The 23,901-nt window shown below is 42.8% G+C and carries 21 protein-coding genes; 15 read left to right on the forward strand and 6 right to left on the reverse strand.

What is annotated here, in order from left to right:
• Window positions 1–137: 137 nt before the first annotated feature.
• The 3 genes from Q7J63_RS04110 to dgt all read right to left on the reverse strand — a co-directional run bounded on the left by Q7J63_RS04110 (window position 138) and on the right by dgt (window position 6,155).
• Window positions 138–785: a lipoprotein signal peptidase gene (locus tag Q7J63_RS04110; RefSeq protein WP_019596478.1), complete on the reverse strand. Its 648-nt coding sequence runs from the start codon at window positions 783–785 to the stop codon at window positions 138–140.
• 74 nt (window positions 786–859) lie between these two features.
• Window positions 860–4,246: an isoleucine--tRNA ligase gene (gene ileS / locus Q7J63_RS04115; protein ID WP_304884174.1), complete on the reverse strand. Its 3,387-nt coding sequence runs from the start codon at window positions 4,244–4,246 to the stop codon at window positions 860–862.
• Between the two features lie 556 nt (window positions 4,247–4,802).
• Entirely contained in the window at window positions 4,803–6,155 is a 1,353-nt protein-coding gene (gene dgt, locus Q7J63_RS04120) for a dGTP triphosphohydrolase (protein ID WP_304884176.1), read from the reverse strand.
• A 120-nt stretch (window positions 6,156–6,275) separates the two neighbouring features.
• Here dgt and Q7J63_RS04125 point away from each other — a divergent pair, with 120 nt between their 5' ends.
• From Q7J63_RS04125 to Q7J63_RS04140, 4 genes are all read left to right on the forward strand, one after another.
• A complete protein-coding gene (locus Q7J63_RS04125; protein ID WP_304884178.1) occupies window positions 6,276–7,079 on the forward strand; it encodes a DUF4382 domain-containing protein in 804 nt (267 codons plus the stop codon).
• A 97-nt stretch (window positions 7,080–7,176) separates the two neighbouring features.
• Entirely contained in the window at window positions 7,177–7,977 is an 801-nt protein-coding gene (locus tag Q7J63_RS04130; protein WP_304884180.1) for a DUF4382 domain-containing protein, read from the forward strand.
• 10 nt (window positions 7,978–7,987) lie between these two features.
• The gene (gene ribD, locus Q7J63_RS04135) at window positions 7,988–9,013 is read left to right on the forward strand and encodes a bifunctional diaminohydroxyphosphoribosylaminopyrimidine deaminase/5-amino-6-(5-phosphoribosylamino)uracil reductase RibD (RefSeq protein ID WP_304884182.1); all 1,026 of its coding nucleotides are present in this window, start codon (window positions 7,988–7,990) and stop codon (window positions 9,011–9,013) included.
• Between the two features lie 5 nt (window positions 9,014–9,018).
• A complete protein-coding gene (locus Q7J63_RS04140) occupies window positions 9,019–9,501 on the forward strand; it encodes a GAF domain-containing protein (protein WP_304884183.1) in 483 nt (160 codons plus the stop codon).
• Window positions 9,502–9,581: 80 nt separating this feature from the next.
• Here the strand turns inward: Q7J63_RS04140 and Q7J63_RS04145 are convergent, their stop codons facing one another.
• On the reverse strand, window positions 9,582–10,154 hold the full coding sequence (locus Q7J63_RS04145) for a TIGR00730 family Rossman fold protein (RefSeq protein ID WP_304884185.1): 573 nt from the start codon (window positions 10,152–10,154) through the stop codon (window positions 9,582–9,584).
• A 98-nt stretch (window positions 10,155–10,252) separates the two neighbouring features.
• On the opposite strand from Q7J63_RS04145, the gene Q7J63_RS04150 reads away from it, so the two are divergent.
• The 10 genes from Q7J63_RS04150 (at window position 10,253) to Q7J63_RS04195 (ending at window position 20,891) form a co-directional block, all read left to right on the forward strand.
• Window positions 10,253–10,822, forward strand: a complete 570-nt coding sequence (locus Q7J63_RS04150; RefSeq protein WP_304884187.1) for a non-canonical purine NTP diphosphatase — start codon at window positions 10,253–10,255, stop codon at window positions 10,820–10,822.
• Between the two features lie 19 nt (window positions 10,823–10,841).
• On the forward strand, window positions 10,842–11,462 hold the full coding sequence (gene udk, locus Q7J63_RS04155; protein WP_019596487.1) for a uridine kinase: 621 nt from the start codon (window positions 10,842–10,844) through the stop codon (window positions 11,460–11,462).
• Window positions 11,463–11,575: 113 nt separating this feature from the next.
• Window positions 11,576–11,938 (forward strand): hypothetical protein, encoded by a 363-nt coding sequence (locus Q7J63_RS04160; RefSeq protein ID WP_304884189.1) that lies wholly within the window; start codon window positions 11,576–11,578, stop codon window positions 11,936–11,938.
• 85 nt (window positions 11,939–12,023) lie between these two features.
• On the forward strand, window positions 12,024–14,987 hold the full coding sequence (gene secDF, locus Q7J63_RS04165; RefSeq protein ID WP_304884191.1) for a protein translocase subunit SecDF: 2,964 nt from the start codon (window positions 12,024–12,026) through the stop codon (window positions 14,985–14,987).
• A gap of 152 nt (window positions 14,988–15,139) precedes the next feature.
• Window positions 15,140–15,814, forward strand: coding sequence for a hypothetical protein (locus tag Q7J63_RS04170; RefSeq protein ID WP_304884192.1), 675 nt, complete (start codon window positions 15,140–15,142; stop codon window positions 15,812–15,814).
• A 70-nt stretch (window positions 15,815–15,884) separates the two neighbouring features.
• Complete coding sequence (locus Q7J63_RS04175; protein WP_019596492.1) at window positions 15,885–16,310, forward strand: hypothetical protein; 426 nt, start codon at window positions 15,885–15,887, stop codon at window positions 16,308–16,310.
• A gap of 1,613 nt (window positions 16,311–17,923) precedes the next feature.
• A complete protein-coding gene (locus Q7J63_RS04180; protein ID WP_304884194.1) occupies window positions 17,924–18,688 on the forward strand; it encodes a sensor histidine kinase in 765 nt (254 codons plus the stop codon).
• A 28-nt stretch (window positions 18,689–18,716) separates the two neighbouring features.
• Window positions 18,717–19,343 (forward strand): response regulator transcription factor, encoded by a 627-nt coding sequence (locus tag Q7J63_RS04185; protein ID WP_022582168.1) that lies wholly within the window; start codon window positions 18,717–18,719, stop codon window positions 19,341–19,343.
• A 21-nt stretch (window positions 19,344–19,364) separates the two neighbouring features.
• Window positions 19,365–20,408 (forward strand): Gfo/Idh/MocA family oxidoreductase, encoded by a 1,044-nt coding sequence (locus Q7J63_RS04190; protein ID WP_304884197.1) that lies wholly within the window; start codon window positions 19,365–19,367, stop codon window positions 20,406–20,408.
• 66 nt (window positions 20,409–20,474) lie between these two features.
• Window positions 20,475–20,891, forward strand: coding sequence for an outer membrane insertion C- signal (locus Q7J63_RS04195; RefSeq protein WP_304884199.1), 417 nt, complete (start codon window positions 20,475–20,477; stop codon window positions 20,889–20,891).
• A gap of 46 nt (window positions 20,892–20,937) precedes the next feature.
• Here the strand turns inward: Q7J63_RS04195 and Q7J63_RS04200 are convergent, their stop codons facing one another.
• Both Q7J63_RS04200 and Q7J63_RS04205 read right to left on the reverse strand, forming a co-directional pair.
• Window positions 20,938–21,603, reverse strand: a complete 666-nt coding sequence (locus Q7J63_RS04200; protein ID WP_304884201.1) for an outer membrane beta-barrel protein — start codon at window positions 21,601–21,603, stop codon at window positions 20,938–20,940.
• Complete coding sequence (locus tag Q7J63_RS04205; protein ID WP_304884203.1) at window positions 21,600–22,271, reverse strand: outer membrane beta-barrel protein; 672 nt, start codon at window positions 22,269–22,271, stop codon at window positions 21,600–21,602. The genes Q7J63_RS04200 and Q7J63_RS04205 overlap by 4 nt, the downstream gene beginning before the upstream one ends.
• A gap of 145 nt (window positions 22,272–22,416) precedes the next feature.
• On the opposite strand from Q7J63_RS04205, the gene Q7J63_RS04210 reads away from it, so the two are divergent.
• Window positions 22,417–23,886, forward strand: a complete 1,470-nt coding sequence (locus Q7J63_RS04210; RefSeq protein WP_304884205.1) for a glycine--tRNA ligase — start codon at window positions 22,417–22,419, stop codon at window positions 23,884–23,886.
• The last annotated feature ends 15 nt before the right edge of the window (window positions 23,887–23,901 follow it).

A 23,901-nucleotide genomic window follows, 5' to 3' on the forward strand; every position in this document is an offset into this window, starting at 1 on the left:
AATTATCTTGGTTGTTCTGGAATGAAAAAATAGTTTTTGGGTAATATTTTCAAGAGAAAATTCATTAAAGCTGTTTTTAAAACAAAAATACCCGACACTTTGGCCGGGTATTTTTTTCCAAGTTCAGAATATTGGACTTAGTTTTTATCCTCTATAAACTGTCTTTGAATCTCATCTTCTTCGAGTGATTTTTTATCCGAATTTTCATTTTCCTCTTTGAAAAAACGTCCCTGGAAAATCAGGATGATGGCCACACCGACGAAAATGGAAGCATCCGCAATGTTGAAAATTGGCCAAAGGGCAGTGTAACTTCCACCCCAAATCGGGATCCATTCGGGGATAAAACCCTCCCAAATATCAATGTAAAACATATCGATTACCTGCCCATGAAACCAAGGTGTGGGGGCATTGTAGGGTGCATTGTTCAACCAAACTCCGTAAAAGACACTGTCGATCAGGTTGCCGATGGCACCACCGAGAATCATCGAGATACAAAAGATATATCCGGAATGGACTCTTTTTTTGATCAGATAATACAGATAATATCCGATCCCGAACATGGCAATCAACCTGAATGAGGTCAGAATCATTTTTCCGTATTCAGACCCCAACTGCATCCCGAAGGCCATGCCAGGGTTGGTCGTATAGTGCAATTTGAACCAGTCACCAAAGACCTTGATCTGCCCCGGAGTGCCGAAATCCATCTCATAATGGACCAACATCTTCACCGCTTGGTCAATGATAATGATGAGTAAGGAAATACCAAAATATTTTAAATACCTCATGTGTTGCGCTTGAAGGGTACAGATTTAAGAATTTTTTAAACAATACGCGAATTCTTGACTGAAATATTAATGTCTTACGCCTTTTCGACCTTCACGGACAATTCAAAATCGTCCATATCCAATTGTATGGCATCCGATACTGTGCCGTTTACCTCCAAGGACAAAGCCTGCGTTTCTGTCTTGATGTAAAGCGCAAAGTTATCAAGTGCTGCATTCACCAAATCATCGTGTTTTGCGATTTTGATGGTGATTTTGTCCTGCACTTCAAGCCCCATGTCCTTTCTTAGATTCTGGATTCTGTTGACCAAGTCCCTTGCGATTCCTTCCTGCTTCAATTCATCTGTCAAGGTTACATCCAAAGCCACAGTCAATCCATCACTGGAAGCAACCGACCAGCCTGGGATATCCTGCGAGGAAATCAAGACATCTTCCAAGGTCAAGGAGACTGTTTCTCCCTCCAGAGCCATTTCCAAAACCCCGTTTTTCTCTATTTGCGAAATTTCTTCCTTGCCCCAAGCATTGATGATTGCAGAAACTGCTTTCAATTTTGGTCCAAAGCGTTTTCCCAGCAAAGCAAAATTGGGTTTGACGCTTTTCACGACGATGCCGGAAGTGTCGTCTATGTATTCAATATGCTTGATGTTCACTTCAGACAGGATCAAATCTTCCACCTGTTGGATCTGGGTTTTGATTTTTTCGCTCAATACCGGGATCAGGATTTTTTGCAAAGGCTGTCTCACCTTTAGTTTTTCCTTTTTTCTCAAGGAATGGACCAAAGAAGAAATCTCTTGGGCCATTTGCATGCTCGCTTCGCCATCTGCATTGATCAAGCTTTGGTCCGCGGATTTCCAATCGCTCAAATGGATGGATTCTGCAATGTCCTGACCTGATTTTTTAGCTCCCTGGGTCAGGTTCTTGAACAACCAGTCCGAGTAGAAAGGGGCAAAGGAGGACATGAGCTGCGTCAAAGTCATGAGGCATTCATGAAGGGTTTCGTACGCAGCTTGTTTGTCTGCATTCATTTCCCCTCTCCAAAAACGTTTTCTGGCCAATCGCACATACCAGTTGGACAGATGGTCCACGGTGAAATTCATGATGGTCCGAGTGGCTTTGGTCACATCGTAATTGTCCATTGAGGATTCCACTTCTGAAATCAAAGATTGCAGTTTGGAAATGATCCATTGATCCAGTTCAGGCCGATCGGTCACTGCAGTTTTCTTGTCCTCCTGATAGATGAAATGATCCAAATTGGCATAGAGGGCAAAGAAGTTGTATGTGTTTTGAAGTGTACCGAAGAACCTTCTCTGTACCTCGGTGACACCTTCCTCATTGAATTTCAGGTTGTCCCAAGGGTTGGCATTGCTGAGCATGTACCACCTCAGTGCATCGGGACCGTATTGTTTGAGGGCCTTGAAGGGATCGACGGCATTTCCAAGACGTTTGGACATCTTGTTGCCGTTTTTGTCCAATACCAAACCGTTGGCAATGACATTTTTGAAAGCCACGCGATCAAACAACATCACCGAAATGGTGTGCAAGGTAAAGAACCATCCCCTGGTTTGATCGACGCCTTCGGCAATGAAGTCGGCAGGATAGTTGGCCTTGAAGATTTCCTCGTTTTCGAAAGGATAATGCCATTGCGCATAGGGCATGGCGCCTGAATCGAACCAGACATCAATCAAGTCCAGTTCACGTTTCATTTTTTCTCCCTTGGAAGAGACCATGATCACGTCGTCCACAAAAGGTCTGTGCAGGTCGATTTCTTTTCCCGCATAAGGATTGGCGGCCATAAATCCCTTTTCGACGGAAATGGCGATCTCTGCATTGAGTTCCGCAATGGAACCGATGCATTTTTCCTCCAAACCATCCTCTGTTCTCCAGATGGGCAGTGGTGTTCCCCAAAACCTTGAGCGGCTAAGGTTCCAATCCACCAGATTTTCCAACCAATTTCCAAAACGACCTGTGCCGGTGGCTTCCGGTTTCCAGTTGATTGTTTTGTTAAGTTCCACCAATCGGTCCTTGTAAGCAGTGGTTTTGATAAACCAGCTTTCCATGGGATAGTAAAGGATCGGCTTGTCCGTTCTCCAGCAATGCGGATAACTGTGCTCGTATTTTTCGACCTTAAAGGCCTTGTTTTCATTCTTTAGGATAATCGTGATGATGACGTCGGTGCTTTTGAAGTCCTTCGCCTGCTCATCATCATTGGTGTAGTTTTTCACATAAAAATCATTCACCCCATATTCTTTATGGGCCACGATCTCATGTTCTTTCATTTTATCGGCCAGATATTCACCCACTATAGGGAGAAATTTACCTTGCTTGTCCACCAATGGAACTTCGTTTCCGTTTTCGTCTTTCACAAATAGTCCTGGGACATTTTGCTGGGTCAAGGTCCGAAAGTCATCCGCTCCGAAGGCTTTGGCGAGATGGACGATGCCACTGCCATCTTCAGTGGTCACATAATCCCCTGAAATCACCGTAAATGCAGGGTAAGGCAATGAAAGGCCATCTATCGGAAACAATTGCTCATACTCCAGACCCAAAAGTTGGGCTCCTTTGAATTCTTCCACGATTTCGTAGGGGATCAATTTGTCCCCTGGGGTGTAATCCGAAAAGGTAATTTCCGATGCTTTGGGATTGAAAAATGCAGCTATTCGGGCTTTGGCAAGGATGACCGAAGCAGGAGCAAAGGTGTAGGGATTGAATGTTTTGACTTTTACGTAATCGAGTTTCTCCCCGATCGCCAGGGCTGAGTTGGAGGGTAAAGTCCAAGGTGTGGTGGTCCAGGCAAGTAGATAGGTGTTTTCCTCTCCTTTCACTTTGAACTGGGCAGTAATGGAAGTGTCCTTCACATCCCTGTAGCATCCTGGCTGATTGAGTTCATGCGAACTCAAACCCGTGCCTGCTGCGGGGGAATAGGGCTGTATGGTGTAGCCCTTATAGATCAGTTGTTTTTCGTAGAGTTTTTTGAGCAAGCTCCAAACGCTCTCAATGTATTCGGGCTCGAAGGTGATATAAGGGTCATCCAGATCCACCCAATAACCGATTTTCTCGGTTAGGTCATCCCACTCATCCTTGAAGCGCATGACCGTTTCCCGGCATTTTCTGTTGTATTCTTCTACGGAGATTTTCTTGCCGATGTCTTCCTTTGTGATCCCAAGTTCTTTTTCTACTTGCAATTCCACAGGAAGTCCATGGGTATCCCATCCGCCTTTCCGCTTCACCTGAAAACCCTGGAGCGTCTTGTATCGACAAAACACATCCTTTAAGGTTCGGGCCATCACGTGGTGGATTCCTGGAGTTCCATTTGCAGAGGGGGGGCCCTCAAAAAAAGTGAATGATTCAGCTCCTTGCCTGTTTTCGACGGATTTGGCAAAAATGTTGTTTTCTTTCCAGTATTGAAGAACACTTTCCCCTATTTCGGGGTAATCTACTTGTTTGAACTCCTGGTATTTTTTCACGATTTTCAGTAGGGTTTCATTGATTTGACCACCAATGGCACTTGGGAAATCCCCCAGTGGAGCAAAGCGGCGTGATTTTATTTGACTTGGTCATCTTTCCCATCAATTCATCAGGAAAAGAAGAACCCTTTCAAAAGCAGGCACAAAGTTAAGAGATTTTGGTTGTTTAACCCGTGTTCTGCATTACCAATTCTATTTCAGCCCAAAATTGCCTAGTAATCAGTCAGTTGTTCACAATTTTTGACTTCATCGTGATGGAAATAGGGGGTGTTCTTTGGACAGTCTGATTTTCTTGCAGTTTCAACCCCATTGGGAAAACCAATGCCTATTTCGGGTTTTAGGTGAAATGGGTTGATAAATGATGCGTGGGGTCTCTGCAAGCAAGCGATTGATGCCGACAAATACGCAAAAGAAAGTGGGATTTGGCCCCTTAAAACGATCCTCCGTGTCACAGCCATAGAGTTGTACTCCCGATTGCGCATTTGTGCATTTCCCCTACAATTCCTTTTCGGGGTATTCAGATTTTGACCTTAAGGTTTCAACCAAATATCATTACTTATACGCCCGGCAAGGCGATTCCTTTTACCCTTCTGTAAAAGGAGAGGGCATGCTTATCGGTCATTCCGGAAATGAAATCGACCAAGGCACGCAGCATGGGATAAGGGTTTACGTGTGATTCCCAACCTTCCAAAGGAAAACCTTCCGGAAGCAGTCTCAGGATGCTTTTGTCTTTTCCGGAAAACAGATCCGTTTGGTAAAACTTATGGTTAAGCGCTTTTGAAAACACCTCCAACAGTCCATCCAAGACCTGAAAACCAGCAGCCTCTTTTTCCAAGACGGGAGAGGAGCGGTAGATTTTTTCAATGGAAATCCTGGAGATTTTGGCAAGGGATTCACTGGAGGGAATAATGTCTGTCAAGGCGCGGTCAAATGTGCCAAGAAGCATTTCGGCTTCATTGGATTTGAAGGCTTCCACACATTCCCGGATCAACTGATTGATCGCCATTGCCCGTAGAATGGCGAGTTTTTGGGAATTCGCGGGATAACCTTCCAGTTTTTTTGGATCAAAACGGTCTCCAAGAATCTCGGCCAAAAGCGCAACACTTTCTTCAAGGCTGACCAAACCCAAGGTACAGCCATCTTCCAGATCGATGATGCTGTAGCAAATATCATCCGCAGCCTCTACCAAAAAGGCCAAGGGATGCCTGTGCCAGGTGCCGTTTCCCCAACTTGAAATGCTGAGTTTTTCGGTGAGGTATTTATAATCCTCCATTTGATCCGAGAAAAAACCATATTTCTTTTGGCTTTTTCTTTCTGGGTCTTTTGCCGAAACAAGAGCAGGTCTGGGGTATTTGGTGAATGCCGCCAAGGTGGCAAAGGAAAGTTTCAGTCCGTTGATATTCGACAGCAACATGCGAAACCCTTGGGCATTTCCCTCAAAATTGCAGAGATCAGCCCATTGTTCGGGTTTGAGGTGTTCATTCCATACCTTTCCATAGGGATGGAATTTGAAAAAATCCGAGATCGCGTCTTCTCCCGCATGGCCAAATGGTGGGTTTCCAATATCATGGGTGAGAGCGGCTGCTGCCACAATGGAGCCGATATCAGAGGAGCTGATTTGGTTTTCTCCCAAGACCGGGTATTTCTGGATGAGGTATTCGCCAACGGATTTCCCCAGAGACCTTCCCACACTGGATACCTCTAGGCTGTGGGTGAGCCGTGTATGGACAAAGTCATTTTCGGGAAGGGGGAATACCTGTGTTTTGTCCTGGAGATTTCTAAAAGGGGCCGAAAAAATAATCCGATCATAATCTTTCTCAAATTCACTCCTGAATTGATCATTACCCGGTTTTGAGGGGTATTTTGGATCAAATCTTCCCAAGGCCAATAACTTTTCCCATTGCATCATCGCCAAAAATACTAAAGCTGGGAAATAATGGCAGAATCTTTTGGGAAAAAATAGAGGTTTATTTTTTGTGGCATCAATATTGGCGGTAAAAAGTTCGATCATCCAAATGAAACCAACAATATGAAAAACCTTCTCAAAAATGCAACTTTAGGCATCATGCTCCTTGTTTTGGCGGCATCCTGCGATTCAGAAAATTCAAACACCCCACAGGGGAAAACCCAAGTCAACATTTATATGGTAGATGCTCCTGCCGACTATGATGAAGTATGGGTAGAAGTGCTTGCTGTCAAACTTCTTCTCAAAGGAGAAAAGGAAGAGAATGATGCGGCATGGATCAATATCAATCAACAAAGTGAAAACCAAAAAATCAACCTTCTTTCTTTAGTTGGAAACAATGACGTTTTCCTAGGTGGAGTTGAAGTGCCCTCAGGAGAAATTTCCCAGATTAGATTGGTGTTGGGTTCCGATAATTATATCATTCAAAATGGCAAAAAAATTGAATTGAAAACCCCTAGCGCCCAGCAAAGCGGCTTGAAATTGAAAATCAGCCAAAAATTGCAGCCAGGAGTGGACCATGACCTTGTCTTGGACTTTGATGCTGGAAAATCCATAGTGAAAGCCGGAAACTCCGGCCAGTATATCCTTAAGCCCGTCATTCGGGTGATCGCTGAAGGATCCGCTGGGATTCAGGGAATCGTTTTGCCACTCAATGCCGATCCCATCATTTTGGGAATTGTGGGACAGGATACGGTTTCTACTTTTACGGATGAGAATGGCTACTTCAAATTGAGAGGCCTAAAGGCCGGGAATTACATTGTTGTCATCAACCCGAAAGTCCCTTATGAGCAGTTGGTGATATCACCGGTCCAAACCACTTTGGGAGAGACCAAAACAATTTCCACGGTGAATTTGAGTACCAAATAACAAAATACAGAACCCTCGGATATCTATCCGAGGGTTATTTTTTTCAAGGCTTTTGAAATTTGTGGTCTAATTTGACATTCTTTCATAAATTTGGACTGTGAAAAACAAGCTGCTCTCCATTTTTATCCTCTTTTTTCTTTTCAATTCCTGCACCACAGAAGATGCAGAAAGGTCCAAGGCACTTGTCAACATTTATTTGGTCGACTCCACGGTTTCCTTTGAAGAAATTTGGGTGGAGTTATTGGGAGTCGAAGTCCAGGTCACGGGTACACGAGGCCAAGACAATGCCAATCCGGAATTTCTCCCTTATACGCCTTCCGAAAAAAAGGTCAACCTGAGTGCATTGCTCGCGGGCAATCAACTCTTGGTCGGCAGGGGAGAGTTTATGCTGGGCGCCATCACCAAAATGACCTTAAAGCTGGGAACCGACAATTACATCCTTAGGAAAGGAGTGAGAACCCCATTGGTTTTTAAGGATTCCGAAGGGGCTTCCCCTTCTGTTTCCGGAAACTTTAACCTGTCCCCAGGAATTTCCCATGACTATTATTTGGATCTAAACCTGGATCCAAGTGCGGCAGCTGGGTCAGGAATAAACCGAACCATCAATCCAAAAATCAAGGCTTTTTCAAAACTTGAAACAGGAGAAATCGGTGGGACTTTGGTTCCAAGAGGTCTCAAGGCGATTCTCTTTGCGATCCAAAATTCTGACACGATAAGAACAAGCGTAGATTCCCTTGATGCCGGAAAATTTCTTTTCCGAGGATTGAACGGGAAGTATGTTCTTCTTATTCATCCGACCGACGTTTCCTATAAACAGGTGAAAGTGGACTCCGTCCTAGCCGTTCCGGGAAAATCAACCGCTTTGGGAAACATAACCCTTGAAAAAATAAAACCTTAATTCCCCTCCTTTGAAAATACATGAAATTCATATGCGAAGGGCCATGGAGCTTGCGGAATGGGGTTTGGGAACTGTCAGTCCCAATCCCATGGTCGGCTGTGTCATTGTCCATCGGGAAGAAATCATCGGAGAGGGTTATCATAAATATTATGGAGGCCCTCACGCTGAAGTCGTCGCCATCCAATCGGTCCAAAACCAAGAGCTATTGACGGAATCCACGGTTTACGTAACCTTGGAACCCTGTGCCCACTGGGGAAAAACCCCTCCTTGTGCCCATCTTTTGGTGGAAAAGCAAGTAAAAAAAGTGGTGATCGGTGCCGTAGACACCAATCCATTGGTAGGGGGAAAGGGGATTAAAATATTGAAGGACGCTGGAGTGGAGGTAATTACAGGGGTTTTGGAAGAAGAGCTCCGTTTTCAAAACAGGCGGTTTTTTACTTTTATCGAAAAACAGCGGCCTTATGTGATCCTGAAGTGGGCCCAGTCCCAAGATGGATTTGTGGCCAGAGAAAATTTTGATTCCAAATGGATCAGCAATCCCTACAGCAGACAAATGGTACATCGCTGGAGAGCCGAAGAAGACGCCATCATGGTGGGTACCAACACGGCCAAATATGACAATCCTAAATTGAATGTAAGGGACTGGGACGGTAAAGATCCGTTGAGAATCGTCATTGACAAAAAACTTGAACTGGACAAAAGTTTGGCTCTTTTCGATCAAGGCCAAGCCACTATCTGTTACAATTTCCTAAAGAATGAGACTTTCGACAACCTCGAATATGTGAAGTTGGAGGATGGATTTCAGATTTCGGAGATCTTGGAAGATCTCCGCAGCAGAAATATTCAGAGCTTGATCGTGGAAGGAGGCAGTTATTTGCTGGGCAAATTTATCGAAAGCGAACTTTGGGACGAGGCAAGGGTGTTTACTGGTGTTGCCAGTTTTGGAGGAGGGATTCCTGCACCGGCAATTTTAAAGCATAAACATCTAGAAAGTGAAATTATGGGGGATCGCCTCCGGGTTTTTTACAAAAGTTAACGCATATGTCAGAATCAATATTCATTCCTACCGCTGCCAACAAGGCTGAAAAATATGCGGCCATACTGCCACAAATAGAAGCGCTGATTTCAGACGAAACGGATCTGATCGCCAACCTTGCCAATATTTCCGCCGTCTTGAAAGAGGCTTTCGGTTTTTTTTGGGTAGGTTTTTATTTGGTCAAAGGGGAGCAATTGGTGCTCGGCCCTTTCCAGGGGCCCTTGGCCTGTACCCGGATCGGATTGGGGAAAGGCGTTTGTGGTGCAGCATGGAAAGAGGGAAAAACCCAATTGGTTCCGGATGTGGATGCATTCCCGGGACACATTGCCTGTAGTTCGGCTTCCCGTTCTGAGATTGTTTTGCCGGCTTTCAAGGAGGGGAAAGTATTTTTGGTGATGGACATTGACAGCGATCAGCTCAATGACTTTGATGAAGTGGATGCTGATTGGCTCGAAAAATTGATGAGAATGGTCGAGGCCGTTTTGTAAGACAAACCATTCTCTTGTCGAAAAAAAAATCTGGACTTCCAAAGAGGTCCAGATTCCAACAATCTTTTTTACAATCAATTTTATTTCACTTCCCATTTTTCACTGTGTTTTGGCTCAAAAGCCAACATTCTGTCAAAAATTTCTCCTGGATCAGAGGATACAATCAACAAATCCATTTGGGCTTGGTGCAGAAATCCTTCAGCGGCTGAATGTTCCAAAAAATCGATCAATTTATCGTAATAGCCATTGTAATTGTATAAAGCCAATGGCTTGCTGATATAGGCCAGTTGATTCAATGTCATGATTTCGAAAAGTTCTTCAAATGTGCCTATTCCTCCCGGCATGGCGATGAAGCCATCTCCCTTTTCAGCCATCAGCCATTTTCGGTCGCGCATGGTCTCCACCACGATCAACTCGGTACATCCCCTGTGGGCAACTTCGATGTCGACGAGTTTTTGGGGGATAATGCCAATGACATCCCGGCCGGCCTTCAACATTTCATCTGCGATCACGCCCATCAGTCCTACATTCCCGGCGCCATAAACCAAGGAAAGATTTCTTTTGATCATTTCTTGAGCGAGTTCTTTTGCGCCTTGGGCGTATTCTGGATTTTTCCCCTTATTGGATCCGCAGTAAACCGTGATTTTTTTCATGCCTGTGTTTTGAATTTTTCAAATGTAAAAATTTCCATCCATTTCCATCCATTTTTGCCAGGGAGTCTTTCCAAGAAAAAAAACCCTAATTTTGTTTCATGAAAATCTGCTTTGCGACCAACAACAAGAAAAAAATAGAAGAAGTGAAGGCTGCTTTAGGGGCTACATTCACGATCGTTTCATTGGAAGAAATCGGCTGTCTGGAAGAATTGCCGGAAACCGGAGATACCCTTGACCACAATGCATTTCAAAAAGCCAGGTATGTAAAAGAGCATTATGGGGTGGATTGCTTTGCCGACGATACTGGCTTGGAGGTGGACTTCTTGGCCGGTGCACCTGGGGTTTATTCCGGTAGATTTGCGGGCGAACCCAGAAGTGATGAACGCAACGTCAATTTATTGTTGGAAAAAATGCAGGGGACAGAAAATCGTTCGGCCAGGTTCCGGACCGTTATTGCGCTGATCTTGGAAGGAAAAGAATATTCCTTTGAAGGGATTGCGGAGGGTGAAATCACCGAAATCAGGACAGGTGCAGGAGGTTTTGGCTATGATCCGGTCTTTAAACCACAGGGTTACGAAAAGACATTTGCAGAATTGAGCATGGAGGAAAAAAACATTATCAGCCATAGAGGCATCGCGGTGCAAGCTTTATCAAGGTTTTTAAAATAAATCCTTACTTTTGTGCCCAATGAATAAACCATTTATTGTCGGAATCACGGGAGGGAGTGCCTCTGGAAAAACGCTCTTTTTGGACAAGCTTCTGAATTCCTTTGAACCCAATCAGGTTTGTCTGATTTCGCAGGACAATTATTACAGAGCACGCCATCTGCAACCGGTGGATGATAAAGGGGTCCATAATTTTGACACTCCCCATTCGATCGATTTTGAGCAGTACGCCGATGATATCCGAAAAATACAAGCAGGTGAGTCTGTTTTTCGACAGGAATACACTTTTAACAACCCGAACAAAAAGCCGAAAATACTCGAATTTGCACCCGCACCGGTGGTCGTAGTGGAGGGGATATTTGTCTTGTATTATCCTGAATTGGCAAATTTGTTGGACTTGAAGGTTTTTATTGATGCCAAGGAATACATCAAGCTCAAAAGAAGGATTGTAAGGGACAAGGTCGAAAGGGGATATGACCTGGATGATGTCCTTTATCGCTATGAAAAGCACGTGATGCCCACTTACGAAAAGTACATTGAGCCTTTCAAACATGATGCGGATCTCATTGTCACCAACAACCACAATTTCGACAAAGCCCTAGACGTGATCAAGACCTACCTGAGATCAAAATTGGGTTTGTGATTTAACCAATTGATTATAAGCGGATTGAAATCCCGCCTTTTTGATTTTTCCGGAAAGAGATTTTTTATACTTTTGTCATGTTAAAATATTAAATTTTTCTATATTTGCAGCCCATGAACAAAATTGAGGACCATAAAACCCTTTGGAAACAACGCATCACCCTAATGATGGTGTTGCTGTTTTGTAGCCTGATTTCAGGGGTGGAATACTTTCCTCAGGAAGATGCCACAGCTTCGGCTTCGGTTGAAGTGTCTTCAGATCCGGATGCGAGTTCAGATGCACAAACCTTCCTCAATGTAGCAGTGGATGCGGTGGTGCCATTTGTGACCACACTTTCCCAGCAAATTTTTTATTTGATATACGAAAACATCAGCTTGGCCTCTCAAATTTCTTTTGAGGTTCCAAGCAGTACACCTTTCACCAATCCATTTTTGAAAATTCTCTTCGAGAGAATTATTTCACCCAATGCTCCCTGATTCTTTCCAGTGAGTTTTATTGTTTCTCGGCAATGAGAAAATCGAATGCGTTCAATTAAAAAACCAATCCAAACTTAATTATAATATGCAAAACAAAGGCATTATTGTGTTTTTGACAGTAATCATTACAGCGCTTTGCCTGTATTACCTGTCATTCACATTTGTATCCAGTAGAATCCAGCAAGATGCTGTGGACTACGCTACGGATGAAGTCGGCAACGTTGACTTTTCCAAAAAACAATCGTATCTGGATTCTATCTACAGACAGCCCGTCTATAGTTTCTTGGGTGCAAAATATACTTATCAGGAAATAAAGGAAACGGAATTGGGTCTTGGCCTTGACCTTCAAGGAGGAATGCACGTAACCCTGGAGGTTTCGCCTATTGAAATCGTAAAAGGACTTTCAGGAAACAGCAAAGACCCCGCCTTCAATGCCGCTTTGGAAGAAGCCCAGGAATTTGCCAAAACCAGCAACCAGAAATTTGTGGATATCTTCTACAACTCTTGGAAAAGCAAAGCACCGGGAAAAAACCTGAATACCATTTTCGCAACTGCTGCGAACAGAGGCAGGATTTCCTTGGAATCTTCCGACAGTGAAATCCTTTCCATCATTGATGGGGAAGTTGAAAATGCGATCGAGCGTTCTTTCAACATTTTGAGAACAAGGGTTGATCGTTTCGGTACTTCCCAGCCCAATATTCAAAGAATTCAAGGTTCTGGAAGAATTCAAATTGAACTTCCAGGTGTGGATAACCCAGAAAGGGTAAGGAATCTACTTCAAGGCGTGGCCAAGCTGCAATTTTGGGAAGTGGCAGAAACAGGTGAATATTTGCCTGGATTGGAAGCTGCCAACAGTTTACTGGTGACTGAAGCCATTAGCAAAAAAGCCACATCGACAACCCCAGCAGAAGCTGTGGAATCGGAAAGCAGTGATTCCACTGATTTGGAAAAACAACTTTCCCAGACCGTTCCGGCTGATGATTTTTCTTCGCAGGTTTCCCCTATCTTTTCTTTGACCAAAGCCAATTATGGTTTGGTCTATGACATCAGGGATACGATTGCTATCAATAGGATTTTTGCAAGAGAAGATGTGAAGGCTGTTTTGCCTCGGGATGTAAAATTCCTTTGGGCAGTGAAGCCGCAGAAAGCAGACGGACTTGAATTGTTGGAGCTTTTTGCAATTAAAGTGAGCCGTTCTTCCGACCAAGCACCCCTTGAGGGAGACGTAGTGACGGATGCAAGACAGGTATTGGATCAGACTTCCCGCCCTGCGGTAAGCATGCAGATGAATGCTGAAGGTGCTCGTAAATGGAGAAAATTGACTGCCGACAATACAGGCAGAAGGATTGCCGTAGTCTTGGATGATTATGTGTATACTGCACCAAACGTGCAGGGTGAAATTCCATCCGGGCAATCCGAGATCACTGGTAACTTCACGATGGAAGAAGCAAAAGATCTTGCCAATATCCTGAAGTCCGGTAGCCTTCCAGCACCGACCAAAATCGTAGAAGAGGCCATCATCGGCCCAACTTTGGGTAAAGAAGCACAAAAACAAGGTGTGATTTCCATGGTGGCAGGTTTGGTATTGGTGGTGCTATTTATGGTAGCCTATTATGCCAAAGGCGGTTTTGTTGCAATTGCAGCATTGATATTCAACATTTTCTTTATTCTGGGTATTCTTGCCCAATTGGGTGCTGCGCTGACCTTGCCAGGTATCGCGGGTATTGTCTTGACGATAGGGATGTCCATTGATGCAAACGTCTTGATTTTTGAAAGGATCAAGGAGGAAATCAAAAATGGAGAAGGCCTTATGGCTGCCATCAACCAAGGTTATAGCAAGGCATTCAGTGCTATTCTTGACTCCAACGTAACCACGTTCCTGACAGGATCCATCCTGTACGCTTTAGGTCAAGGGCCTGTAAAAGGCTTTGCGATCGTTTTGATGATCGGTATCGTTTGCTCTTTCTTCTCCTCTGTATTCATTACAAGAGTAATTGTCTATTGGATGACCAAAAAGGGTGATCAAAGCAAGATTTCTTTCACCACTCCATTCTCCAAAAACCTTTTTGGATCCTTGAATATTGATTTCTTGGGCAAAAGGAAGGTTGCTTACCTGATTTCTACCGGAATCATCATTGTCGGTCTTGCGATTGCATTGATCAGTGGATTGAAGTTCGGTGTTGATTTTACGGGTGGTAGATATTATATCGTGGAGTTCTCCGAGCCAGTAGTAGCCTCTGACCTCAAAGTTGGTTTGGACAGTGAATTTGACGGTTCCATTGAAGTCAAAACCTATGGGGGTAACAATATCCTGAAGGTAACCACTTCCTACCTCATCAATGAAGACGATGACGCTGCCAATACCGAAGTGGAAAACAAAATCAAAGAAGGGATTGCTACAGTGACAGGTCTGCAGTATACAGACAATGTCAGCACCATGAAGGACAATCAATTCAGTATCACCGGTTCATCCAAAGTGGGAGCAACGGTGGCAGATGATATCAAGAAATCTTCTGCTGAGGCCATGTTTTTTGCCTTGGTGGCCATCTTCCTATACATCTTGTTGAGGTTCCGTAAGTGGCAATTCTCGCTTGCGGCCATCATCGCCTTGATTCACGATATTCTTTTCGTGGTTGCAGCGTTTGCCATCGCAAGTGCATTTGGCGCGACATTCGAAATTGACCAGGTCTTTATCGCTGCGATGCTGACTGTGGTAGGTTATTCGATCAATGATACCGTGATCGTGTTTGACAGGATCAGGGAAAACATTGAGAACAGGGGTACTACCAAACTTGTGAAGATGTTTAATGATGCCATCAACCAAACCATGGCCAGAACCTTGATCACTTCGGCGACCACCTTGATCGTGGTGATTGTCCTGTTGATCTTCGGTGGTGAAGTATTGAGGGGCTTCTCCTTCGCTTTATTTATCGGTGTCTTGGTAGGAACTTATTCTTCCATCTACATAGCAACTCCTGTGGTTGTGGATTTGATGAAGCGTGAAATGGAAAGCGAAGCCAAAGCCGAACTTTCAAAAAAGGCTGTTTAGACTTTGAAATAATTGGAAAAAAAGAGGGTTTGTTTCTACAAACCCTCTTTTTTTTATGAGATTTTGGCAATAAACGAAAAAAATACCCTGTTCAGGGTATTTTTTTCGTTTTCATAAAAGCCTATCTTTCAATCGTAACAAAAGTACGCTTGATGATTTCAAATCTATATCTTATTTCAATAGGCTTTAGTTTGGTTGCCGCCTTCGTTTTTTATGGCATTCAAACTAAAAATCAGGATAAAACCCAAATAATAATTTTGGGCATTCTTGGATTGGTTTTTTCAATGGAATTCTTAGGGGCCTATACTGCCTCAAAGGGAATCAACAATTCACTGCTGTATAATATTGGGTGGGTTTATCTTGAATCGATGCTGTTGTTGTTTTATTTCTGGAAAATCGAGAGAAATTCAAATTTCAAAAAGATAATCGAGAACATCACTTATGGCATTCTGATTTGGGGTTTGATCAACACTATTTTTTTTCAATCCATTTCCAGCGTTTTTCAATTCTATTCCTTGCTTCCTTTTTCAGCCCTTATCATATTTCTTTGTCTAAGATTCCTGGTGAAGGTTTGGAATTTTGAGATTTTCAGCGACTCACTCCTCATCAGTCTACCCCATTTTTGGATCGTTGTAGGGATGCTTTTCTTTTATCTGGAAGCAACCATTTTCTTCGGGATGTTTCAATTTTTTCCTGAACAAGTAATTGAATCGATCAAGATGTTAGGTTCATTGAATCGGTTTCTGGCAGGAATAATGTACCTGTTTTTCGGACTTTCTTATTTTATCCCGTATTTTACAAGCAAAAAAATCAATTTCAACACATAAAATCATATGTTTCACGTTTTTTAGGCTTGTCTATAATGGATCAATAAAGTATATTCGGAAAAAAAAAGCCATGGACCACAAGGAACTGGAACTTTTCAGGAAAGCCTACGACAAATCTGTCAAAAAATGCATAAAAGGAAAAGGTAAAAATGGAAGAGACATTGAGGAGCAATCGAACTGGGTTTGGTTCGATCGTGCGGTCATTGAAGAACTTTTGGCGATGACGGATCCTCAAACAGGAGGCATTAAAATGTATTTCGGCCAGTATGATGAAAATAATATAGAGATGCTGCCTAAGGACCGGAAAAACCGGGAGGAGTATATAGGCAGAATTTCTCTTGCCCTGGCGGCTTCCAACAAAACAGAGGCGGGTTTTGAAGACATTGCCTTACCGGATTCCAATAAGGAAGAAGGTTTCTCCCCATCGAGATCTGGTGGAGGGATAGAAAACGGAGGAACAATTTGCCCCCCGGATTGTAAACCACAAGATACGTAGGAATGGAGTATCTTACCTGGTATCATTATGGGGTTTTATTGGGAATGTTTTTGAGTTTGCCTGCATTCTTCATCAAGAACCATGCTTATCGGAAACCGCATCTGATCATTTTTTGGGTGCTGGTGATGATAGCTGTATGGGAAATAGTTGGTTTAAATATAGCCAGGAGAGGAATCAATAATTCTGTTTATGCTAATCTCATTTTTGTTTATACGGAAACGCTGTTGTTGCTCTATTTCTTTTCTTTGATTTTTCAAGAAAGAAAAATCAAAGAAATCATTTTAATTTCAGGCCTTTTGTTTGTTGCCTGGGGCTTTATCAACTCGTTTTTTATTGAATCAATTTTATTTTTTCAGACTTATTCCTTTGCCATGGGAAGTTTGGTGTTGATCGGATGGTGTATTTATTTTTTTTACGGAATCCTTTATAAAGATTGGTACGCCGAAAAGAACCTGCTGGGTGTCCCGATGTTTTGGATTGTTTCCATGATTCTGTTTTTTTATTCCTGTTCCTTCCTGTATTTCTCCTCCATGAGGATGATTTTTGAAATGGACCGGGAATTAATGCTTCAGATTCGCAATTTAAACCGAATTATTAGTGTATCAATGTACCTGGTTATGGGGCTTGCTTTTTATGCCCCTTTGATTTTTAAGGAAAAACAAGAGTCTTTACCTCGCTAATGAGATAGGTAAATTTTCTCATATTCGTAATTCTTAGCAGGACTTACAAAAATCAATAAATTAGATTTTTAAGAAGATATGACCTGAAATTTTTCCCTGGTGATATGAATCATGTTCATTTTCAAATAATTGAAAAATGAGTGTTATTTGAAGAACAGCACTTCAAACCGAATCATGCAGTAGGTTTCCTAAGGGGTGTTGAAACTGCAAGAAAATCAGACTAATTGGAGAATAAGGTGTAGTACCGATATGGTGAAGTCAAAAACAATAAACAAAGAATGATTATTAAGTAATTCTTGAATGGAATTGGAAGTGCAAAAAAAAAACGGGTTAAAAGGAATGGCAAAAGGGGAGGAAGTTAATCCTCCCTCCTTTGTTAATATAAATAACTGCTTTTAATAAGCCTAAGAGAATATCAGTTCACCTTCGCTGATTTTCGTTTTTCTAAATCCCGAAACAGGGGAATCCGGCCCGGATTACATTCAGGGGGATACAAAGAACCCCCATTTTAAAAGAAGCCGGAAGGACCAGGTATCTCATTTTTTTAACAGGATGCCAGCACCACGGTTAACCTACCCACTAGGTTTTCTTTCAAACGTGAGAGCTCTTTAGGTATGGTTTTTTTCGTCATACTGGCCCAAAAATTATCCTGATACCGCCTCCTTCCTGATCCGTACTTTCCAGAAGATACGCTACTTTTTTTCTGCTAAACCAAATTGATCTGGTTTCCATGAAAGTCCAATTCAGGATTTCCTTTTCCTACGCTTTTAGCATAGGCGCTTTTCATTTTTTTGAATTTTTTGATTTTCTTGTTGTAAAGGTTTAAAACAATAGTTATGAGGTAAAAATAAATTTTCTGTTTTTAAAATTATATCTTTAGCAATCATTTTTATCTGGTAATTTAAACAACAATTTCACTGGACAAATCATAAAATGGAAAAAGACGGTAAGGACCTGTTTGTAGTCATCCTCTTGGGATTTTTTTTGATGCTCTTTATGGTTTCCTTTATTGTCATCATAGTTGTCATCCATCGGAAGCGACAGGTTCAAAATCAACAGAAGATCCTAAACCTTCAGGCAGAATATGAGAAAACAATACTCAATGTGGAGCTCGAAATCCAGGAAGAAACCTTGGGATACGTTGGAAGAGAACTCCATGACAACATCGGTCAGTTGCTTTCACTTACCAAACTGAACCTGAGCAGTTCCAAACCCGAGAAAATTCAGGAAGGCCGCCATTTGATCGGAATGGTCATCAAGGAAGTAAGGGCACTTTCCAAGACGCTGAATTTAGATTGGGTCGAGGGCATAAGCTTGCGAGAGTACTTTCAAAAAGAACTCAATAAATTGGATCAAATAGGATTTTGCAAAACACAATTCAAGGTGGAAGGGCAGGAAATAAAGTTGATCAAGGAAAAAAAATTGGTTTTGATCCGGGTTTTCCAAGAATGCCTGAACAATGCCGTGAAACATTCTGAAGCGCAACTTATCCTGGTGTCCATGGTGAATACATCAGATTGCCTCGAACTCACGTTCAAAGATGATGGAAATGGTTTTGATCTTTCCGTTCCTTCCTCAGGTTTGGGTTTGTTCAATCTCAGTAAAAGAATGGAGACTATTGGTGGGGAAATGGTCATTCAAACGAAAAGAGGAACCGGCACCGAAATAAAACTAACCTTGCCATTATCGATTGCATAGCCTATCTTTTCCATTCGTTATGACAAAAATGATAAAGATAGTATTAGCAGACGATCATAAATTGTTTGCCAAGGGGATTGCAAGCCTTTTGGAAGAGGAGGAGGATTTTCAGGTAATTGCCACCTTCGAGAATGGATTGGATCTGGTGAGTTTTGTTGAAAACAATCCTTATGATTTGATCCTGACCGACATCAACATGCCGGGATTGGACGGCGTGGGTGTGATTCAAGCAGTCAAAGTAAAAAAGCCCAAGTCCAAAATCATCGTTTTGTCCATGTATGATGATGAACATCTTTTTAAAAAATGCCAAAAATTAGGAGCAAGTGCTTATATCCTAAAGGATGCAGATCCTGATGAATTGATCTATACCATCCGCGAGGTCATGGAAAATACCCATGTAATGAATTTCCAAAAAGTACTTTTTCAAAGTGATGATGTCTATTATGGAGATTCTTTCAAGGAAAAATTCAAATTGACAAAAAGAGAATTGCAGATTCTCAAGATGATCATAGATGGTAAAATCAACAAGGACATCGCCGAAGAACTTCACCTCAGTCCACTGACCGTGGAATCCCATCGAAAAAAAATCCACAAAAAACTCGGAGTAAGCTCTGTCATCGAATTGGTAAGGATGGCAATGGACATGAATCTCTGACAACTAATAATTAAAAAAAACATGAATAAAATCAAAACTGCCTTGGTCGGCTTTGGTTCCGTCGGGGAAAAAATGCACGCTCCCTTGATTTCTGTTTGCAAGGACCTTGAATTGGTCGCCGTGGTGGAAAGAAGCCAAGAAAAGTCAAAGGGGAAATATCCTCAAGTCCAAATTTTCAAAACCTTTGAAGCTCTGCTCGCCTCAGATTCAGTGGATTTGATTGTCATTGTGACGCCCAATGAATTTCATTTTGAGCAAGCAAAAACTGCACTCGAACATGGGAAGCACGTGGTCGTGGACAAACCAGTGACCCTGAATTCAGCACAAGCTATCGAATTGGACAATTTGGCAAAAGAACGGAACCTTGTTCTTTCTGTTTTTCAGAACCGAAGGTGGGATGGGGATTTCAGAACCATCCAAAAATTGCTGAAAGAAAAGACCCTTGGCCAAATCGTCCATTTCGAATCCCATTTTGATCGGTTCAGGCCCAATATCGTGGACAATTGGCGGGAAAAAGATGTTCCAGGAAACGGCATTACGTATGATTTAGGAACACATCTCGTGGATCAGACCATATTGCTTCTCGGAAAGCCCAAATGGGTCTATGCCGAAATTCTCAAACAGAGGAAAGGCGCCATGGCAGATGATTTCTTTGACATCACTCTGATGTATGAGGGGATCAAAGCACGCGTGACCGCCAGTGTGATGATGAACGCCGTGCTGCCAAAATTTTTGGTTTTGGGTGACAAAGGATCCTATTCCAAATATGGCCTGGACGTACAGGAGAAGGCATTCAAGGCTGGACAGTTGCCCGAAGGAGAAGATTGGGGAATGGAACAGCCTGAGGCTTGGGGAACACTTTTCCTCGAAGAAGAAACAGTTCCCATGCCAACAGAAAGAGGGGATTACCGACATTTCTACCAAAACGTGGCAGATGCTATTTCTAAGGGAAGTCCACTTTCCGTAAAAATGGAAGAAGCGATTTTGGTTTTGAAAATATTGGAGGCTGCATTCCTCAGTAACACAGGCGGAAGAAGGGTCTCACAGGAAGAAATGAATTGGTAAATATCGAAAATTTTGATTTTGGCTTGGTCTTTGTCTTTTTTTGGGCTTAATCAAAGCTTATTATTTATGAAAAAGGCAATACTCTTTTCACTGCTGCTCTTTATTGGCGCAGCTTATCACGTAGAGGCACAGGTCAGTGCGGGAGTTTATAGACTAAGTTCTGCTACCTTCGTCGCCATCGGCACCGATCCGGACAACAAAATATTCGGCGAGGCAAGGGTATCCACTGGTAGCAATGTAGGAATCGAGGGTACCTTCGGATACAATTTTATCCAAAAGGATGAGGTCAACTTCTACAGTGGGTTTCATTTGGGGCAAGAAGGCAATCGGGATGGTTTTTATCTTGGCATTCCCTTAGGCGTGTTGGTGAAGCCATTCGCGGCCAAAAACTTCGGTTTTCTGATGGAAGCCAGTCCAATATTCCGGGATGAAAGAAGTAATTATTTCAGAGCTGGCTTGGGTTTAAAATACACTTTTAGATAAAAAAATCCCTCAAATCCGATTCGTCGGATTTGAGGGATTTTTTGATTTAGAAAAAAACGTTAAGTCCTATCCCAAAGTGAGAATTCAAATTGAGGCTCAATTGATTTTCAGCCGCTATTTTTTCATCCCTTATTAAGTCAATGGTATTCTTTGAGGTGTATCGGATCAGATTGGAATACACATCCAACCCAATGTTTTTGGTGATCAGGTATTGAAAACCCAGAATGCCGTTTAGTCTCACCGAATTGGATTTGATGGAATTGAACTTCTCTCCGGCCTCATTTTTCCCGAAGGGCTTCTCCCAATCCCTTCCACCATTTGCTTCCATATAAAAAGAAATTTTGTCATTAAGGGGAACATATTTCCTAACAAACAATCCGATACCGAAGGTATTAGTGATCAATTTGGTGGTTTCTGAGAAGGAATTGGAAAATCTTCCCCGACTTCTTCCATACATTCCCTCAATGCCAAGGGCAAGATTTTCGGAAACAAAATAGCCTACACCCGGTGATATCTCCATAGATGGAACCGATTCGACAATATCGGGTTGGTTTGGGTAATTCGGAAGGGTGCTCATGATGTCTGTATTATTTCTTTCATAATTCAAACCAAATTTTCCGCGAAGCATCCAGGAGCCTTTTTCCATCTGCGCCATCCCGCTATAAGGAATGGCCATCATGATAATGAAGATGAACAAGAGTGATTTTTTCATTTTCGGTTCAAGAAGAAGTTGAAACCCAAGAAAACTGCGGAAGTATTGACGCCCATGTTGAAGAAGGTGCTGTTCCTTTTTTCCTCCACACCGGGAGTATTCTCGGCAGTGTTTCTAGACACCCCAAATCCTATGGGATTGACAGAGGCTTCCACCGAAATCCACTTGGTGGGAAAAAATGACAATCCCGCAAACAAAGTGTTGTTGAAACCCCTGAAGGAATTTGAATTCGTGAGTAGCCCCTGTTGGAACGCTATTGAATTCTCCTCTGTCCTCCAATCGACAGTGGACTGGAATTCGCCAAAAAAGGCCATTTTTTCATGAATCGGAAAGTACCTCCTTGCAAATATGCCCGTACCCCAAGTTTCATTTTTAAAATCTGTGTTTGCTAAGTTTGGGCTGTTATAGCGGACTTCTCTGCTTCCATTGTTGAACTTGAAACTCATCCCAAGCACCCATTTATCGGTGACAAAGTACCCGAGACTAGGATTTGCGGAGAAGTTTCGCGAAGAATTTTGGAAGGAATTGGGGTCTCCTGGTGAACTGGAGGACTCCCAGGTGTTGAAATTTACGGCACCACCCAATTGGAAATTCCCTTTCTGGAGTTGGGCAAAAGTGGTTTGGCTGGAAACAAGGGCCAAGAAAAGCAAGAGTAGGATTTGTTTCATAAATGGATTTTTTGGTTTTAGAAGAGGATTAGGCAATCACATGGTTTTTTGAAACGAATGAATTAAAAATAAGTTCTGTTTTTGCATCCTGAATTGCAGGCTTTTTCTTGGCATCATGTGAAATAGTTTCTTTAATTTTGCGCCCATGGCAAAAAATGACACGACTGCGGAAAATACGCAACTGAAAGATATTATCGCCCATGCCAAAGAGTATGGTTTTGTGTACCCTTCCTCCGAGATTTATGACGGTTTGCAAGCCGTTTATGATTATGGCGCTTATGGGGTAGAATTGAAAAATAACCTCAAGCGTCTGTGGTGGGAATCCATGACCCGCCTCCATGACAATATTGTGGGGATTGATGCAGCGATTTTTATGCATCCCACCACCTGGAAAGCATCTGGTCACGTCGACAGTTTCAATGACCCGATGGTCGACAATAAGGATAGCAAAAAACGCTACCGTGCCGATGTCCTTATTGAGGACAAAGCTGCCGGTTATGAGAAATCCGGGGATCTTGAAAGAGCCCAATCCTTGTTGGCAGCCATGGGGAAACTCTTGGAAGCGGAAGATTTGGCGGGCGTCCATGACCTGATCGTCAATGAGGGGATTGTTTGTCCGATCAGTGGTACGAGCAATTGGACAGAAGTGCGTCAATTCAACCTGATGTTTTCTACACAGGTGGGTTCTGTGGCGGAGGATACCACCACGATTTATCTGAGACCGGAAACGGCGCAGGGGATTTTTGTCAATTTCCTCAATGTACAGAAAACCGCAAGGATGAAAGTCCCTTTTGGCATCGCCCAGATTGGCAAGGCCTTCAGAAATGAAATCGTTGCCCGTCAGTTTATTTTCCGCATGCGGGAATTCGAACAAATGGAGATGCAGTTTTTTGTCCGACCAGGCACCGAAATGGACTGGTACAAAACCTGGGCAGCCACCCGTGTCAAATGGCACTTGGCTCTCGGGATCCCCGAGGATAAAATCAGGAAGCACGATCACGAAAAACTCGCCCATTATGCCAATGCAGCGATGGACCTTGAATATGAATTCCCTTTTGGCTTCAAGGAAGTAGAAGGAATACACTCCAGAACCGATTTTGACCTGAAGCAGCACCAAGAATTTTCAAGGAAGAAACAGCAATATTTTGATCCAGAGATCAACCAAAATTATATCCCTTATGTGATCGAGACTTCCATCGGTGCTGACAGATTGTTTTTGATGACTTTCTGCAATGCTTTTGTGGATGAGGAAGTGGACGGAAAGCAAAGGACTTATCTTAAGTTTCATCCTGCCATTGCTCCTGTAAAAGCGGCCATTTTGCCTTTGGTGAAAAAAGATGGCTTGCCGGAAAAGGCAAAGGAAATCGTGGAAACATTGAAATATGATTTCAATATCATCTATGAAGAAGCCGCTTCAATCGGAAAACGCTACACCCGTCAGGACTTGATCGGTACGCCATTCTGTATTGCAGTCGATCACCAGACATTGGAAGACAATATGGTGACGATTCGACACAGGGATACCACTGCTCAGGAAAGGGTTCCGATTTCGGAATTGCATGCCAGATTGAGCGAGGCGTGTAGTTTTAGGAGGGTTTTTGAGAAGATTGGGTAAGATAAAATCAAAGAA

The sequence above is a fragment of the Rhodonellum sp. genome, assembly GCF_030656585.1.
Taxonomy (GTDB): domain Bacteria; phylum Bacteroidota; class Bacteroidia; order Cytophagales; family Cyclobacteriaceae; genus Rhodonellum; species Rhodonellum psychrophilum.

What these genes read in the sequence shown, in the direction of transcription:
- Q7J63_RS04110 (WP_019596478.1), bottom strand. Translation starts at nt 785, where the DNA reads ATGAGGTATTTAAAATATTTTGGTATTTCCTTACTCATCATTATCATT.
- dgt (WP_304884176.1), bottom strand. Translation starts at nt 6,155, where the DNA reads ATGATGCAATGGGAAAAGTTATTGGCCTTGGGAAGATTTGATCCAAAA.
- Q7J63_RS04125 (WP_304884178.1), top strand. Translation starts at nt 6,276, where the DNA reads ATGAAAAACCTTCTCAAAAATGCAACTTTAGGCATCATGCTCCTTGTT.
- Q7J63_RS04140 (WP_304884183.1), top strand. Translation starts at nt 9,019, where the DNA reads ATGTCAGAATCAATATTCATTCCTACCGCTGCCAACAAGGCTGAAAAA.
- Q7J63_RS04145 (WP_304884185.1), bottom strand. Translation starts at nt 10,154, where the DNA reads ATGAAAAAAATCACGGTTTACTGCGGATCCAATAAGGGGAAAAATCCA.
- Q7J63_RS04150 (WP_304884187.1), top strand. Translation starts at nt 10,253, where the DNA reads ATGAAAATCTGCTTTGCGACCAACAACAAGAAAAAAATAGAAGAAGTG.
- udk (WP_019596487.1), top strand. Translation starts at nt 10,842, where the DNA reads ATGAATAAACCATTTATTGTCGGAATCACGGGAGGGAGTGCCTCTGGA.
- Q7J63_RS04160 (WP_304884189.1), top strand. Translation starts at nt 11,576, where the DNA reads ATGAACAAAATTGAGGACCATAAAACCCTTTGGAAACAACGCATCACC.
- secDF (WP_304884191.1), top strand. Translation starts at nt 12,024, where the DNA reads ATGCAAAACAAAGGCATTATTGTGTTTTTGACAGTAATCATTACAGCG.
- Q7J63_RS04170 (WP_304884192.1), top strand. Translation starts at nt 15,140, where the DNA reads ATGATTTCAAATCTATATCTTATTTCAATAGGCTTTAGTTTGGTTGCC.
- Q7J63_RS04175 (WP_019596492.1), top strand. Translation starts at nt 15,885, where the DNA reads ATGGACCACAAGGAACTGGAACTTTTCAGGAAAGCCTACGACAAATCT.
- Q7J63_RS04180 (WP_304884194.1), top strand. Translation starts at nt 17,924, where the DNA reads ATGGAAAAAGACGGTAAGGACCTGTTTGTAGTCATCCTCTTGGGATTT.
- Q7J63_RS04185 (WP_022582168.1), top strand. Translation starts at nt 18,717, where the DNA reads ATGATAAAGATAGTATTAGCAGACGATCATAAATTGTTTGCCAAGGGG.
- Q7J63_RS04190 (WP_304884197.1), top strand. Translation starts at nt 19,365, where the DNA reads ATGAATAAAATCAAAACTGCCTTGGTCGGCTTTGGTTCCGTCGGGGAA.
- Q7J63_RS04195 (WP_304884199.1), top strand. Translation starts at nt 20,475, where the DNA reads ATGAAAAAGGCAATACTCTTTTCACTGCTGCTCTTTATTGGCGCAGCT.
- Q7J63_RS04200 (WP_304884201.1), bottom strand. Translation starts at nt 21,603, where the DNA reads ATGAAAAAATCACTCTTGTTCATCTTCATTATCATGATGGCCATTCCT.
- Q7J63_RS04205 (WP_304884203.1), bottom strand. Translation starts at nt 22,271, where the DNA reads ATGAAACAAATCCTACTCTTGCTTTTCTTGGCCCTTGTTTCCAGCCAA.
- Q7J63_RS04210 (WP_304884205.1), top strand. Translation starts at nt 22,417, where the DNA reads ATGGCAAAAAATGACACGACTGCGGAAAATACGCAACTGAAAGATATT.